We start from the raw sequence: 14,602 nt of genomic DNA, 5'->3' as shown, positions 1-14,602 counted from the left end.
GCTCGTTCATGCTGTGCCCGACCAGGCCGACGTCGGCGTCGTCGCGGGCCACGACGGCCAGGTGGGCCCCCTCGCCGGCCGGATTCGTGCCGGCTACTTGACCGCGATGCCCTTCATGCGGAGTCCCTCCTGGCCGGACCAGGGGAAGTCGATGTCCACGGTCCGGGCCTCGGGAGGAAGCCGGTAGACGCCCGAGTAGGTCACGCTCTCTCCGGGGGCGAGGACCTTCTTGGCGTCGGCTCGGGGCAGGGAGGTGCAGACGCACTCGGCGCTCGACGCGCGCAGGGGGTAGTACCAGACGTCGCTGGCCGTGTCGCGGATGGAGATGCCGTCGGTGCTCTGCGACACGGGGCTCAGCCTGCCGTTGTACTGGAGATCCAGCTGGAACGCCGAACCCACGTCCGCCTGGGACTGGCCGTTGTTGCGCAGCGTCCAGACGAAGGTGGTCAGACCCGCCGGATCGCGGTGCATGGAGTTCACCTCCACCTGGAGATTCCTCGCCTGGGCCGCGGTGAAGGCGGCCGTCTTGGACGAGGCCGGCTTACCGGGCGCCCAGCGGTAGGGCTGTCCGCCCGCCGGAGGAGCCGGAGGGGCCGGCATGGTGAAGCTCGCGGTGACCCGCCGGTTCTTGCGGCGCCCGCTCTCGGTGTCGTTCGGGGCCACGGGGTCGGCCGATCCGTGCCCGGCGGTCTGGAAGGACACGCCGGTGCGGGTGACGAGCTGCTTCAGCCGGTCGGCCACGGCCTTGGCGCGCCGCTCGGACAGCGGCTGGTTGATGGCGTCGTTGCCGCTGGAGTCGGTGTAGCCGTCGACCTTGACCGTGCTGCCGCGGGAGGCGTCGATCTGCTTGGCCACGCCGCGCAGGAGCTTGTCGGCCTGCGGGGTCAGATCGGCCTTGTTCAGCGCGAACAGCACGTCCGACGACAACCGCACGGCCCGTTTGTCGCCGTCGTCGTCCACGGACTGCTCGTCGCCTTCGGCGACTCCCGCCACGGTGAGGACGCGCGGCGGCGCCAGCGACACCGAAGCCGGATCGGTCTGGTCCGGCAGCGCCCGGACGGGGCCGTCGGCAATCGGGACGTCCTGCATCGGCACCGTCAGCGGAAGCGTCACCGTCACCCTGTTCACCCCGGCGGGCGGAGCGGGGAACACGGCGTAGATGTCCAGCGAGGCGCCGGGGGCGAGTTCCTTGTCGGCGAGTGAGGAGCACAGGCAGGTGCCGTCGGCCTTCCTCAACGGCATGTAGAGCTTGCCGCCCGCACCGTCGAGTAATCCGACGCCGTTGGCCTCCAGACTTCGGATGTCGCCCTCACGCCCGCCTTCGAACAGGCTGATGTGCAGGTTCAGCTGGCTCTGCCCGTCGTTGACGATGCGGAACTGCCCGGTGACGGCGCTGCCGGATGTCCGGCTCAACGCGAGAAGCTCCACGTGCGCGGGCCCCGCACGGTGCGCCATGGGTACCGAGATCCCTGTGCCGGGCGCCTTACCGGCCGGTCCGCCGGTCTTCTTCGGCGGGTCGGAGCCGTCGTCGCCACCGCCGCATGCGGACAGGGCCAGGAGAAGGGCGGCCGCCCCCACTCCGGCTCGAAAGCCCCGAGAATGTCCCCGGCCAGGTTCGAACATCTGTCTGCTCCCGTCCCACGGAATGGATTTTCCATAAGAAAACGACAGGGAGAGCCACACTCCGGTGGCTCTCCCTGTCGTGTGCGCCGCAGCTCGGCGACCGCAGTCAGTCGAGGCGTTACTTCTTCTTCGGGTCCCCGCCGTCGCCGCCTCCGCCGAAGATCTCGTTGATGGCCCCCTCGACCTTCGGCTTGATGGTCGACTTGGCGGCGGTGATGAGGAAGACGATGATGATGCCCGCGATCAGCACCAGGCCCGCGTACTCGATCGCGCTGGCCCCGCGGTCCTCCGCGTCGCGGATGCGCTCGATCCGGGTCCGGACGAAGTCCTGGACGTCGTCGGCGCGATTCCGCATGAAAGTCTCGGTGTGCACGTACAGGGGAAGGATCGGGCTCATTTTCTGCCTCCTGACCGCCGTTTCCATCTGCTCCATTGACTGGAACATTACGGAAATCGGCGGTGCCCTCCCAGGGTCCGTCGACCCAATCACGGACCCGGCGCGGACCCAATTCCGATAGGGCCCTCGGACCTAAGGCGGGGGAATTCCCGGACGCGGTCACCGGGGGGCCTCCCCCGCGGTTCCCATCCACTGCGCGATCGCGGCGGCGCGGGAGGTGACGCCGAGTTTCGCGTATATCCGGTTCACGTGGTTCTTCACGGTCTTCTCCGCCAGGAACAGGTGGCCGGCGATCTCGACGTTGGTCCTGCCCTGCACGATCAACCGCATCACGTCCAGTTCCCGGGCGGAGAGACCGAACCGCGCGACCCGCCGCTCGCCGTCGTCGGAGAGCGCCCCGGCCGGCGGTCCGGACGTCGCCGGCCCGGGCGCGCGAGCCCCCTCCGGCGAGTCGTCGCCAGGCTCCCCGCCCGGTTCCGCGTCGGCATCGGGCGGCTCAGGGTGGGCGGGGACCTCGCGTAACGCGCCCACGAGAGCCGACACCGCGGCCTCCGACAAGGGGTTCGCCCCGCGCAGCGCGCCGTGCACCGCGTCGGCCAGCTTCTGCGCGGAGAACTGGCCGTGCACCAGGTAGCCGGAGGCGCCGTTGCCGATGGCCTGCCGCACGATCCGCGGATCCTCGGTGTAGGTCAGCATGATCACCCTCGTGAGGCGGCTCAGCGTCTGCGCGGCGGTGACGCCGTCGACCAGCGGCATCTGCACGTCCAGCAGCACCAGGTCGGGCCGCACCCGCTCGACGATCTCGATGGCGGTCCGGCCGTCGCCGGCCTCGCCCACCACCTCGATGCCTGAGGCCTCCAGCAGTGACACCAATCCTGACCGCACGACGACATTGTCGTCGACCACCACGACTCGGGCCATCGTTCAACTCACCTCGGCCAATCGGTGCGCTCGTTCGTCGATGGGCAGCCGGACCAGAACGGTGGTGCCCTTCCCCCGGGTCGAAAGGATCTTCACGACGCCGCCGACCCGCTGGGCCCGCTCGTGCAGGCCGATCAGGCCGTAGTGGCCCTCCCGCGCCAGCGCGGTGAGCTCGGGCGGGCGGAACCCCGCTCCGTCGTCGCACACCGTCAGCCGCACCTCGCCGTCCCCGCGGCCCAGCCGGACCCGCACCGACCCGGCTCCGGCGTGCCGCTCGACGTTGGTCAGCGCCTCCGACAGGATCGCCACGGCCTCGTGGCGCACCCGTAAGGGCAGATCGATGTCCGGGGCGATCTCGCAGACCGCCGGGACGCCCGCGGCGTCGGACCAGTCCCGCACGGTCTCGGCGACCACCTGCGACAGCGAGCGCGGGATGGTGTCGCGGCGCAGCTCCGACAGCAGGCTCCGCGCCTCCTGGGAGGCGACCTGGCAGGCGGTGGCGATCCGGTCGGCCTCGTCCAGCGCCCGGTTCCGGTCCCGCTCGACCCACACGCGCAGCCCCGTGGCGGCCAGGGCGATGCCGCGCAGGGTCTTGGCCAGCGAGTCGTGCATCTCGCGGGCCAGGCGGGCGCGTTCCTCCGCCGCGGCCGCCTTGACCTCGGCCAGCCGCCGGGCCGACTCCTGCTCGGCGTTGGCGTCGAGCAGGCGGCGCAGCGCCACCCCGGCGAACCCAGCCAGCGGGTAGCACAGCGGCTGCCCCAGGACGTCCTGGAAGGTCGGTGTCTGCGCGTCCGGCGCGGAGTCGATGGTGAAAACGAACGTGACGTAGTAGCAGAGGGTCTGGAGCCCGGCCACCGTCAGCATGCCGCGCCAGTGGTAGAGCAGGCCCGCGAGGGCGGCGGTGGCGACGGTCGCCAGCAGGTACGGGCCGGACGTGCCGCCAAGGCCGAGCACGGTGAACGAGGCGGCCATGTCGAGCGCGAACAGCAGGGGATGGCGCGCGAGGCGGGGGGCGACGTAGCGCCAGTACCGTCCGGCCAGCCAGGACAGCAGCGCCACCGTCAGGACGAGAAGGAAGACGTCCAGATACTCGACTTCGAGCGGGACCAGCGACAGCGTCACCGCCGCGATGAACATGCGGATCTGCAGGAGCATCTGGAAGGCTCCGCCGACCTGCTCGGTCAGTTCGTCCTGGACGGGCCGCTCCCGGACCGCGGCCCGGGTGCCGTCCGGCGGTGCCGGCGCGTCGCCCATCATGCCCCCTGTGGGTAAGACATGCTCAGTTGCCGAAGAGCCCACCACCGGCCCCCACCCCCGACCCGTAGTAGACGGCCCCCATGACCACGAGCATCAGCGCCGGCAGGGTCAGCCCCAGAGTGATCCCCGTGATCTTCGGTGTGGTGCGCTGCGCCTTGCGCTTGGCCCACTGCGCCGCCTCGCGGCGCATGTCGTTGCCGATGTCCATCATCGCCGTGGTGAGCGGCGCGCCCAGTTCCTCCGCCTGGAGCAGCGCCGTCACGAACTGGTTGACCGCTTCGGAGTTGTTGCGCTCGCGCAGGTCCTCGAAGGCCTCACGGCGCGGCGTGCCCAGTTCCATCTGCCGCAGCGCCACCATGAACTCGTCGGCCAGCGCGCCCGGCATGCTCTCGGCGACGCGGTGCAGCGCCAGACGGAAACTCAGACCGGCGCTGACGGTGACCGCCAGCACGTCGAGGAAGTCGGGCATGGAGCGCTGGATCTCGTCCTGCCTGGCCACCCGCTTGCCGTACATGACGAACTCGTTCTGCAGGCAGCCGATCAGGCAGACGGCGCCGTAGAGCGGATGCCCGTTCAGGGCCAGCAGCAGCGCGAAGGTGAGGAAGAAGACCGCGTAACCCGCGGTCCTGCGCGCGTAGCCCTCGACGGTGATGCCGCCGGGACGGCCCGCCGCGTCGATCCGTTTGCGGATCGCCGCCCGCCACGGGCTGAGCAGCTCCATCGCCGCGCCGGTGAACGGCCGCCCCACCCGGTCCGCGATGGCGTCGAGGATGAACACCTCGTTCTTGTCCGCCTTGGGAGGCTCGGGCACCGCCGAGGCGGCGACCCGCTGGCCCGCGGCCACCAGCCCGAACCCCCACACGGCCAGGATGACGCACAGCGCCGCGGCGCCCGCCATGGCCAGAATGATCATTGTTCGTCCACCGCCTCACACGTCGATCCGGGTGATCCGGCCGATGACGACCAGGCCGACCACGAACATCGCGGCCGCGGCGGCGAGGATGACCTGCCCGCCGAGGTGCTCGCTCATGGTGCGCAGCGCCCCCGGCACCATGAAGTTGATCATCATGACGCCGACCACGCTGAACCCGCCGACGACCCAGTTGGTCACCACCGCCTCGCCCATGATCGTCTTGACCTCGCGGCGGGTCTCCTTGCGCTCCTCCAGCGTGCTGGCGATGGTGCGCAGCGCGGTGACCAGCGAACCGCCCGCCCGCGCCGACACCAGCAGGGTGCTGATCAGCACGCCGAGCTCCCGGGACGGCAGCCGCCCGCCGAGGTCGCGCAGCGCGTCCTCGACCGACTGGCCGAGGCGCAGCGCGTCGGCGGTGCGCCGCACCTCCTCCCCGGCCGGATCGGCGAGCTCGTCCGCGGCGATCTCGATGGCGGTGCGCATCACCAGCCCGGCGTGCGTGGCGTTGCCCAGCACCCGGGCCAGCTCGGGCAGCTGGGCGATGAACGCCTCGCGCCGGCGGTCCTCCTTGCGGCGCAGGTAGGCGAGGAAGGCGAAGCCGACGCCGATCGCGGCGGCCACCCCGAACACCGGCGCGATCCACTGGCTGATCAGCACGATCGCCGCCAGACCGCTGCCCGCCATGAGCAGCACGAGCGTGGACACCCGCATCCGCATCCCCGAGGCCGCGAGCCGCCGGGCCAGCGCCTGCCCGACCGTCGTGCGCCGCAGGGCGACGTCCAGCCGCCCCAGCAGGCCGTCGACGCGGTCGCCGTCGCCGCCGATCACGGAGCGCGCCACCAGCCGGCGCTGCTGCCCCCAGCCCGCGACCAGGTCGCCGATGCCCCAGGTCGCCAGGGCGAGGACGGCGGCCAGCATCGCCAGGATCACCGGCAGTGGAAGGCTCATCGGGACTGCTCCCCTCGCGGGCGGCCACCGGGATGCGCGGTCCCGTTCGGGGACGGCGCGCCGGTGAACGCGGGCGGCACGCTCTCCCCGGCGTGGAAGAGCCTGGTCAGCAGGTCCCGCTGCAGCGGGACCGGCCGGAAGCGCCCGCGCACCACCCGGTCCGCGCCGATCGGATCGGACTCGAACCGCATCACGGGACGCGTGGTGATCTCGCCGCGCCGGGCGTGCTCCAGCATCGCCACCTCGACGATGCGCCGCGACCCGTCCGGGCCCCGGCTGAGCTGCACGATCACGTCGACGGCGCTGCCGATCTGGTCGCGGATCGCCTCGAACGGCAGCCGCACGTCGCTCATGCTGGCCAGCGTCTGCAACCGGTACACCGCGTCCTCGGTGGAGTTGGCGTGCACGGTCACCAGCGAGCCGTCGTGGCCGGTGTTCATCGCCTGGAGCATGTCCAGCGTCTCGCCGCCGCGGACCTCGCCGACGATGATCCGGTCGGGCCGCATGCGCAGCGCGTTGCGCACCAGGTCGCGGATGGTGATCGCGCCCTTGCCCTCGATGTTGGCCGGACGCGACTCCAGCGACAGCACGTGCTCCTGCTTGAGCCGAAGCTCCGCCGAGTCCTCGATGGTGACGATGCGCTCGGACTCGGGCACGAACGCCGACAGCGCGTTCAGCATGGTGGTCTTGCCGGTGCCGGTGCCGCCGGCGATGACCAGGTTGAGCCGGGCGCGCACGAACGCGGCCAGCAGCATGCCGGTGGCCTGGTCCATGGAGCCCAGCGAGACCAGCTCCTCGACGCTGTAGGAGCGCGGGAACCGGCGGATCGTGAGGATCGGGCCGACCAGCGACAGCGGCGGGATGATCACGTTGACGCGCTCGCCGGTGGGCAGCCGGGCGTCCACCATCGGGCTCGACTCGTCCACCCGCCGGTTCACCTGGGCCACGATCCGGTCGATGGTCTGGTACAGCTGGTCCTCGTTGGCGAACCCCGCGTCCAGCCGGTGGACCCGGCCCGCCCGCTCCACGAAGATCGAGTCCGGGCCGTTCACCATGATCTCGGTGACGGTCGGGTCGGCGAGCAGCGGCTCCAGCACGCCGAGGCCGAGGGCCTCGTCCACCACCCGGCGGATCAGGTTGGCGCGCTCCCCGGCCGCCAGCACCGGGCCCTCCCGCGTCACCAGCAGGCCGACGACCTTCTCCAGCCGGGCCCGCCGCTGCGCCATCGTCAGCCGCGCCAGCTCGTCGAGGTTGACCTCCTCCAGCAGGCGCTGCCGCCAGTGCTGGACGGTGCTCTTGCTCATCCGGTCGTTGGACGACCGGTCGTCGTCGAGACGGTCCTTGAGTGCCATCGGCTATCCCAGCGGCATGGTGACGGTGCGGTTCACGGTGTAGTCCAAGGGGACCCCCTTGAACAGCAGCGGCAGCTTGGCCTCGACATGGCAGTACACGGCGTCGGCTCCCGCCACCTCGGTCCGCCCTCCTTCGATCTTGTAGTCGTTCAGCCAGTACGGCCTGACCCGGTTCGCGTACTCGACGCAGAGGGACGGGTCGTAGTGCTGGGCGGCCTCGCGGGCTCCGGTGCGGGCGATGTTCTCCACGCGCGACACCGTGGTGAAGGAGATGTACGCCTGGAAGGCCGCGAAGATGACGAAGAGCGCGATCGGGAGGACGCCCGCGAACTCGACCGCGGCCGCGCCCGCGTCCCGGCGCCGGGCTTGCGCCGCCACGTCCCTCACCCCTCGCCCTCGTAGACGATCTTGCTTCTGGTCCGGATGCCCCACGAACTGCGGAGCCCGGGGATCAGGACGGGGGTGTCGATGGTGACCACGGCGTAGCCGTCCACGACGTCGAGCGTGAGGTGGTCGCGGTCCTTCCACCTGCCCTTGATCCGGGCCACCGCGCGGCGCCGCACCTCCTCCCGGTTGGCTCTCGCCTCGGGGGTGTCGCGCTTGTCGTAGCCGATCACGGCGACCGCCCGGGCGGCCTCGTTCGCCGCGTGGCTGGAGTAGGTGGACGTCAGGCCGACCAGTACGATCTGCCACACCAGCACGAGGACCAGCAGGATCAGCGGGAAGACGCCGGCGAACCCGATCGCGGCCTCGCCCCGGTCGCCGGTGTCCGGCGGCGCCGCCGCACCAGCGCCCTGCCCGGCCCCGGCGTCGAGCAGGCCGAGGTCCATGGCCGCCTTGCCGATCGCCTTGCGGAAGTCGGCGTGCTTCACCGCGCCCGGCGAGCCGGTGTTGGCCGCCTCCTCCAGCGCGCGGAAGACCGCCGGGACCGTCACGCCGCGCAGCGGCGAGCCGACCATCTTCTTCGCCAGTTCGGGCTGGATCTCGTTGCGCCTGTCCTGCCGGGTGAGCAGGACGCTCACCTCGTCCTCCTTGCGGATCGCGAGCCGCGCGTACATCTGCGCCAGCCGGCGGGCCGAGCGCAGCGCCGGCACGTCGGGGGTGGTGACGATGACGGCCTCGTCCGCGAGTTCCACCGCCATCGCGTTGGCGTCGGCGAGATGGGTGCCGCCGTCCACGATCACCACGTCGTACCGGGACCGGATGACGGTGAGGATCTGCCGGACCGCGCGGGCCGAGATCTCCTCCGCGTCCTCGCCGTTCGCGGGCGCGAGCAGCAGGTGCGGTCCGGCCGGGTGGACGAACAGCGCCTCGGCCACGACCGCTCCGTCGAGGTCGCCGGCCGCCGCCGCGAGGTCGGCGAGGCTGTGCCGGTGCTGGACGTCGAGGTACCCGGGGATGTCGCCGTTCTGCAGGTCCATGTCGACCAGGCACACCGTCCGCCCCGCACTGGACACGGCGATGGCGAGGTGGATCGCCAGCGTGGTCGTGCCGACGCCGCCCTTCGCTCCGGTGAGCGTGACCAGCCTGGCCAGGCGGCCCGGCCGCCCGGGGACCTCGGCGGAGGTGAAGTGCCGGCGCATGCTGCGCGACCACTCCGACGCCTGGTGGACGCGGTTCTGCAGCTCCGAGAGGGTCGGCTCGTTGGAGATCACCCCGCGCGCGCCGGCCGCCATCGCCGCCGCCAGCATCTCGGCCGTCGCGTCGTCGGCGATCAGGATGACGGCGAGCTGCGGCTGGCGGATCACCAGGTCGCGGATGAGGTCGAGCGCCGGCAGCGGCCCGAGCCCCTGGTGCACCAGGACGACGTCGAGGTTCGGGGTCGTCGCGACCGTCCCCGCCAGATGGTTGGACGTCGTCTCGACCGCGACGAGCTCGATGTCGGGGATCTCGCGGAACTGCCCGCTGAGGGAGGCGGCGAGATCGCGGTCCTCGACGCCGAGGAGGACTTGGATGTTCACCGGTCTCACCTCGCCGGGAGCGTTTCGCAGACCGGCGGGAGCCGGGTGCCGTCCAGGCCGGTTCCGGCTCCGCCGATGAGGGCGAGCCTGATCTTCGTCGCGAAGCTCTCCTCGCGGGTGAGCTTGAGGCTGTCCTGCGCGCTCAGCGCGAAGGTGATCGGAACCTGGGACTGCGTCACCGAACTGTTCTTCTCGTCCTTGACCTGGGTCTCCTGCCCGATCTGGATGACCCTGGCCGCCCGGACGATCCGCGCCGCGCAGGACTGCTGCTGGTTCCCCTTCTGCGTCTGGTAGGTCGCGTAGATGTCGACCGGCATGCCCTCGTGGACCTTGCCCGCCACGCCCGTCTCGGCGTCGATCATGATCGCGATCTCGCGCTGGCCGGGCTGCAGGGTCGGGCCGGGGACGAGCATCCCCGTCTGCAGGTAGGCCCCCGCCGGAAGATCGGCCGCGGCGACCTTGCCGTTGAGCGCGGCCGTGTCGGTCACCATCGTCTCCGGCGACCACCGCTTCGGCACCCGGATGCGGTCGAGGTCCGCCGCGGTGACCGGGCTGAAGGCGGGGACGGCGCGCTTGAGCATGAGCACGTCGGTCTTCACACCGACCTCGGCCCGAACAGAGCCGACATAGCCGATGATGCTGATGAACACGGCAACGGCGCCGAGCGCAGCCAGGATCATCAGCAGAACTCCACGTCGCTGGCGCGGGTTCATGGGACTCCGTTCTGGTCGGGGGGCAGGGAGGCTTACCGGCGGCGCTGCGGACGGAAGATGACGGTTCCTTCGCGCCACTCGTCGTCGGGGGTCGTCCGGGGCGTCCGCTCGGGCGGGGAGTCCGGCGCCGCGGCCCGCCGGGGCGCGGCGTCGTTGAGGAGCGTGGTGAGGGACGGGGCGTCATCGGTCTGGTCGGGGGGCGCCGACGGTGGACCGCCGTCCTGGGGGCGCGGGTACTGCGGGCGGGTCGGCGGCGCCTCCTCGTCGGGCCGGACCTGGGGAGGCTGGACGGGGTGGGGCGCGGCGGGAGGCGGAGCCTGCGGCCAGGACGGCTGCGGTTGGGCAGGGGCTCGCTGGACATGCTGGGGAGCCGGGGGCTGGGGCCGGGGTTGGGCCGGTAAGGGTTGGGCCGGTAAGGGCTGGGGACGGGGAGGCTGGGCCCCAGAGGGCTGAGGGTGCGGCCGCTGGGGGAGACCAGGGGGGACGGCCCCGGGGGGCGCCGCCTCCTCGGCGGGCTGCACCATGAGGCAGAACGGGCACTCGGGCAGGGCGGTCGGTTCGCCGCACCACCCGCACGCCCTGTACGGAGAACCGGCCAGCAGGCTCCGCAGCGCATGCGGGTGACCGCTGAACGCGACGAACTCGGTGTACTTCTTCGTCCCCCAGTACTCCGCGCTCATGGGCTGCGGGGCCACCGCGGTCGACGTCACCGCGGCGAGCACCGGCCGCATCTTGCTCTGGAGCCATCCGGCATCGCCGTTCGCGTCGGCCACCAGCATCAGCACGGGGTCGGCGGGCCGCGACGCCAGGCGCGGGACGGGCTTGGCGGCGGTGATGCGGTGCACCTCCGGGTGAGCGCCGGCCGTCACCGAGAACCCGCCGCCGGGCAGGTAGGACGAGACGTGCGCCCCGAGGCCGGTCTTGACGTGCTCAAGGCGCGCCACGCTGTTCACCCAGGCTCCGGCGTGGAGGGTCGCGCAGAGCCGGTGGGCGAGAGTCGCGAGGACCCCGGGCCGTGCGTGGGCCGACGCGAACGTCAGCTGGTCGGCGACCAGTGACAGCGCGAGCGGTGGCACGTCCAGCGGCAGCCCGGCGATCCGGTCGGTGAGCAGGGCGGAGCGTGCCAGGCGTACCAGCCGCTGCGCACGGCTCCTCTTCCACGCCGGGTACAGCACCAGCACGGCGCCGCGCCGCCGGAGGGCGTACTCCATGTGGTCGACGAAGGCGGGCGCGGCCTCGTCGCCCGGGCCCTCCACGGCCACCCGCTGAGCCACCGTGGCCTGCAGGACGCCCGTGGTGGGGAAGTCGCCGACCAGCACCACCGCGGTCACGGGCACCTCAGATGATCTCTAGGCCTCACCGGTCGGAACCCTCCCGTCCTGAACGGTGACCGAACGGCAGACGATCTATTCGCCTGGTCACGGAATCGCTGACTATAGTCATTACGGCTGTCACCATTCAAGGGATTAGTCCTTCCGGCAGGGGGTGCCGGCGTCAAAACCGGGGAGCATCGCATTGTTCGATGCCACGCGCGGCACCAAGGTTCCGGCGGTGGTGACACGTTCGAGAAATCCTGTCACATCCGTCCTGACACGCGGTCGGCGAAAAGGGTGTTTCGCCTGGCCAAGGCAGGTAAATACAGGAGTCGTCCGCCGCCGTCACCGGTGCACTCCCAGAAGAGTGGAATTTTCACTCTCCTCTCCAGAGGCCGCCCCCACCTGGCCATTCTCTCTGAAGTGCGGAGTGTTGATCAACGGCGAACGAAAGGTCCACATGCGGCCATGGAAGTAGGCCCCAGGGCCCTGGACAGGGCTGCGCACCGGGTTCCCGATCAATGGCGGGAATTGATCGGGGCCAATGTGGCTGATGGGGTGATAAGCACCGGTAAGGCCGGTCACGGTGAGTGCCCGGGCCGCGGGGTGAACCGTCCGACCGCGATCCGCATCTCATCCTGCATGTGCGGATTGTTCGGGGTGGTGCGCTCGCCGTTCGCGGCCGACCCGGGCCGGGCGTCGGACGTGTTCGTCATGCTGGGCGCTCTCGCCGAGGAGCGGGGGACCGGCTCGGCGGGCCTGGCGCTGCTCGGCGCCGCCCCGGGGCTCGGCGGGGCCGGCGGCGGGGGCTGCCGGGTGGTGAAGGGGCGCGGCCGGTTCTCGGGGGTCTGGCGGCCGGAGTTCCTGCCCGAACTGGACCGTGCCGCCGTGGCCGTCGGGCACACCTGCTGGGCGGCGCAGGGGAGCCCGGTCGAGGCCGCCAACGCCGGCCCCATGGTCGTCGCCGGGGCGTCGGCCACGATCGTGGGCGCGCACGACGGCGACATCGACGCCGCCGGCCTGCGGGCGCGGTTCGCGCCGCCGCCCGCGTCCGGAGGCGCCGGCGGCGAGCCGATCCTCCGGCTGCTGGCCGGCCGCCGTCCCCCGGCCGAGATCACCGGCGTTCTGCAGGCCCTGGTCGGACGGGTCGCGCTGGCGTGGGTCGAGCGCGACCGCCCCACCGAGGTGCACCTGGCGCGCGGCGCGCTCAGCCCGCTGACCGTGGCCGTGGACACCGACCAGAACATCTACTGGGCGTCGAACCCGCGCTGGTTCCGGGAGGTCGAGCGGCACACCCGGGTCCGTTTCGCCACCGTGGTGCTGCTGCGCGAGGGCACCTACCTGAAGGTCGGCGCGGAGCGCCGCCCCGGGCGCCGCGACCTGCCCGAGGTCCTCGCGACGGCGGCGTTCGTGCCCACCGCGCGGGACACCGACATGGACCCCCGCGTCTGGACGGGCTTCACCCCGGCCGACGCCGAGGGCGACCGAGCCGGCCTGCTCCATCGCGTGGTGGAGCAGGCGGGCGGCACCGGCGGTCTGCTGACCGTCGCCTGAACCGGCCCTCGGGGGAGCGGCGTGGCCCCCCGAGGGCTCCGGCTCGTCTCAGAGGCGCTCGACGACGTAGTCGACGCAGGCGGTCAGCGCCTCGACGTCGTCCGGGTCGATCGCCGGGAACATGCCGATGCGCAGCTGGTTGCGGCCCAGCTTGCGGTACGGCTCGGTGTCGACGATGCCGTTGGCGCGCAGCGCCTTGGCCACGGCCGCCGCGTCCACGTCGTCGCTGAAGTCGATCGTGCCGACGACCTGCGAACGCTGCGCCGGGTCGACCACGAACGGCGTCGTGTACGAGGTCTTCTCGGCCCACGTGTACAGCCGCTGGGACGAGTCGGCCGTACGGGACGTCGTCCAGCTGAGGCCGCCCTGCCCGTTCATCCACTCGATCTGCTCGGCGAACAGCAGCAGCGTGGCCACGGCCGGGGTGTTGTACGTCTGGTCCTTGGCGGAGTTGTCGACGACCGTCTTCAGATTGAAGAACTCCGGGACGTACCGGTCGGACGAGGCGATCTCGTCGATCCGCTCAAGCGCCGCCGGGGACGCGAGCGCGACCCACAGGCCGCCGTCCGCTGCGAAGCACTTCTGCGGCGCGAAGTAGTAGACGTCGGTCTCGGACACGTCCACGGGCAGGCCGCCCGCCCCGGACGTGGCGTCCACCAGGACGAGGCCGTCCCGCGCGGTCGTGCCCGCCGGGCGCCTGATCGGCATGGCGACGCCGGTCGAGGTCTCGTTGTGGGTGAGCGCGTAGACGTCCACGTCCTCCTCGGCGGACGCCTCGGGGTGCGTGCCGGGCGGGCTGGAGATGACGGTGGGGTTCCCCAGCCAGGGCGCACCCGTGGTGACCTTGGCGAACTTGCTGGAGAACTCGCCGAAGGTCAGGTGCTGCGACCGCTGCCGGACGAGGCCGAACGCGGCCGCGTCCCAGAACGCCGTGGTGCCGCCGTTGCTGAGCAGGACCTCGTACCCCTCGGGCAGCGAGAAGAGCTCGGCGAGCCCCTCCCGGACGCGGCCGACGAGGGACTTCACCGGCTTCTGCCGGTGCGAGGTGCCCATGTAGGTCGAGCCGGACTCGGCCAGGGCGGCGAGCTGCGCGGGACGGACCTTGGAGGGACCGCACCCGAAACGGCCGTCGGCGGGCTTGAGATCGGCGGGGATGTCGATGGTGGGATTCGCGCTGTCGGTCACTCACCCGAGGCTATCTGACCTGCGGCGAAGATCGCGGGTCGAGTTCACATCCCGAGACGCCGGCGGCGCCACCCCCAGGTCAGCAGGACGACCAGCCCGGCGGCGCAGACGCCGCCGACGACGGCCGGCGGGTAGATCCAGGCGTCGCCCCGGGAGTGCGCCCGCACGGCCGTGGCGGTGGAGTCGTAGGTGAGGAACGCCAGGAAGAGGGCGGCGATCGCGACGGCGATCCGTCCCGCGACGGCGTTGGTGGCGCGGCGGCGCTCCTCGCGCTCCGCGTCGAACCGCCTCAGCGCCTGCGCCGCCTCCGCGGCCTCCGAGACCGCGGGCGCCGCCGCGCGGGCGGGCGCCCCCCCGGGCGCGGCGCCGGGCGCGGGGGCGGTGTGGCCGTCGGGGGGGGCGTGGTCTCCGTCGCGGGGGTGTCTCAAGCCGCCCCAAGATGGGAAAGTTGGCGGGGTTAGGGGA

At 71.9% G+C, this 14,602-nt stretch carries 14 protein-coding genes; 1 reads left to right on the top strand and 13 read right to left on the bottom strand.

Annotated features, from left to right (window positions below; all coding sequences use genetic code 11):
- Nucleotides 1-93: 93 nt before the first annotated feature.
- The 11 genes from AB0K37_RS33555 to AB0K37_RS33505 all read right to left on the bottom strand — a co-directional run bounded on the left by AB0K37_RS33555 (nucleotide 94) and on the right by AB0K37_RS33505 (nucleotide 11,416).
- Nucleotides 94-1,413 (bottom strand): OmpA family protein, encoded by a 1,320-nt coding sequence (locus AB0K37_RS33555; RefSeq protein WP_363987837.1) that lies wholly within the window; start codon nucleotides 1,411-1,413, stop codon nucleotides 94-96.
- 328 nt (nucleotides 1,414-1,741) lie between these two features.
- Nucleotides 1,742-2,020 (bottom strand): hypothetical protein, encoded by a 279-nt coding sequence (locus AB0K37_RS33550; protein WP_363987836.1) that lies wholly within the window; start codon nucleotides 2,018-2,020, stop codon nucleotides 1,742-1,744.
- A gap of 159 nt (nucleotides 2,021-2,179) precedes the next feature.
- On the bottom strand, nucleotides 2,180-2,941 hold the full coding sequence (locus AB0K37_RS33545) for a response regulator (RefSeq protein ID WP_363987834.1): 762 nt from the start codon (nucleotides 2,939-2,941) through the stop codon (nucleotides 2,180-2,182).
- 3 nt (nucleotides 2,942-2,944) lie between these two features.
- Entirely contained in the window at nucleotides 2,945-4,195 is a 1,251-nt protein-coding gene (locus tag AB0K37_RS33540) for an ATP-binding protein (protein WP_363987832.1), read from the bottom strand.
- Nucleotides 4,196-4,220: 25 nt separating this feature from the next.
- Nucleotides 4,221-5,111: a type II secretion system F family protein gene (locus AB0K37_RS33535; RefSeq protein ID WP_363987830.1), complete on the bottom strand. Its 891-nt coding sequence runs from the start codon at nucleotides 5,109-5,111 to the stop codon at nucleotides 4,221-4,223.
- A gap of 15 nt (nucleotides 5,112-5,126) precedes the next feature.
- The gene (locus AB0K37_RS33530; protein ID WP_363987828.1) at nucleotides 5,127-6,059 is read right to left on the bottom strand and encodes a type II secretion system F family protein; all 933 of its coding nucleotides are present in this window, start codon (nucleotides 6,057-6,059) and stop codon (nucleotides 5,127-5,129) included.
- Nucleotides 6,056-7,411, bottom strand: a complete 1,356-nt coding sequence (locus AB0K37_RS33525; protein WP_363987826.1) for a CpaF family protein — start codon at nucleotides 7,409-7,411, stop codon at nucleotides 6,056-6,058. Before AB0K37_RS33525 ends, AB0K37_RS33530 begins: the two co-directional genes overlap by 4 nt.
- A gap of 3 nt (nucleotides 7,412-7,414) precedes the next feature.
- On the bottom strand, nucleotides 7,415-7,789 hold the full coding sequence (locus AB0K37_RS33520) for a TadE family protein (protein ID WP_363987824.1): 375 nt from the start codon (nucleotides 7,787-7,789) through the stop codon (nucleotides 7,415-7,417).
- Between the two features lie 5 nt (nucleotides 7,790-7,794).
- Entirely contained in the window at nucleotides 7,795-9,372 is a 1,578-nt protein-coding gene (locus tag AB0K37_RS33515; RefSeq protein WP_363987823.1) for an AAA family ATPase, read from the bottom strand.
- Nucleotides 9,373-9,377: 5 nt separating this feature from the next.
- Nucleotides 9,378-10,052, bottom strand: coding sequence for a Flp pilus assembly protein CpaB (gene cpaB, locus AB0K37_RS33510; RefSeq protein WP_363987821.1), 675 nt, complete (start codon nucleotides 10,050-10,052; stop codon nucleotides 9,378-9,380).
- A 65-nt stretch (nucleotides 10,053-10,117) separates the two neighbouring features.
- Nucleotides 10,118-11,416 carry a hypothetical protein gene (locus AB0K37_RS33505; RefSeq protein WP_363987819.1) on the bottom strand — a complete coding sequence of 433 codons (1,299 nt, stop codon included), beginning with the start codon at nucleotides 11,414-11,416 and terminating at the stop codon, nucleotides 10,118-10,120.
- 624 nt (nucleotides 11,417-12,040) lie between these two features.
- Between AB0K37_RS33505 and AB0K37_RS33500 the strand changes: the two genes are divergently transcribed.
- Nucleotides 12,041-12,952, top strand: a complete 912-nt coding sequence (locus AB0K37_RS33500; RefSeq protein WP_363987818.1) for a hypothetical protein — start codon at nucleotides 12,041-12,043, stop codon at nucleotides 12,950-12,952.
- A gap of 48 nt (nucleotides 12,953-13,000) precedes the next feature.
- Here AB0K37_RS33500 and serC read toward each other — a convergent pair whose 3' ends face one another.
- Together serC and AB0K37_RS33490 are read right to left on the bottom strand one after the other, a co-directional pair.
- Nucleotides 13,001-14,137: a phosphoserine transaminase gene (serC, locus tag AB0K37_RS33495; RefSeq protein WP_363987817.1), complete on the bottom strand. Its 1,137-nt coding sequence runs from the start codon at nucleotides 14,135-14,137 to the stop codon at nucleotides 13,001-13,003.
- Nucleotides 14,138-14,181: 44 nt separating this feature from the next.
- Nucleotides 14,182-14,565 carry a hypothetical protein gene (locus AB0K37_RS33490; RefSeq protein ID WP_363987816.1) on the bottom strand — a complete coding sequence of 128 codons (384 nt, stop codon included), beginning with the start codon at nucleotides 14,563-14,565 and terminating at the stop codon, nucleotides 14,182-14,184.
- Nucleotides 14,566-14,602 lie beyond the last annotated feature (37 nt).

The organism is Actinomadura sp. NPDC049753 (genome assembly GCF_040674655.1).
Lineage (GTDB): Bacteria > Actinomycetota > Actinomycetes > Streptosporangiales > Streptosporangiaceae > Spirillospora > Spirillospora verrucosospora.
The sequence above is the reverse complement of the archived record's forward strand: the minus strand, read 5'-3'. Positions and strand labels throughout refer to the sequence as shown.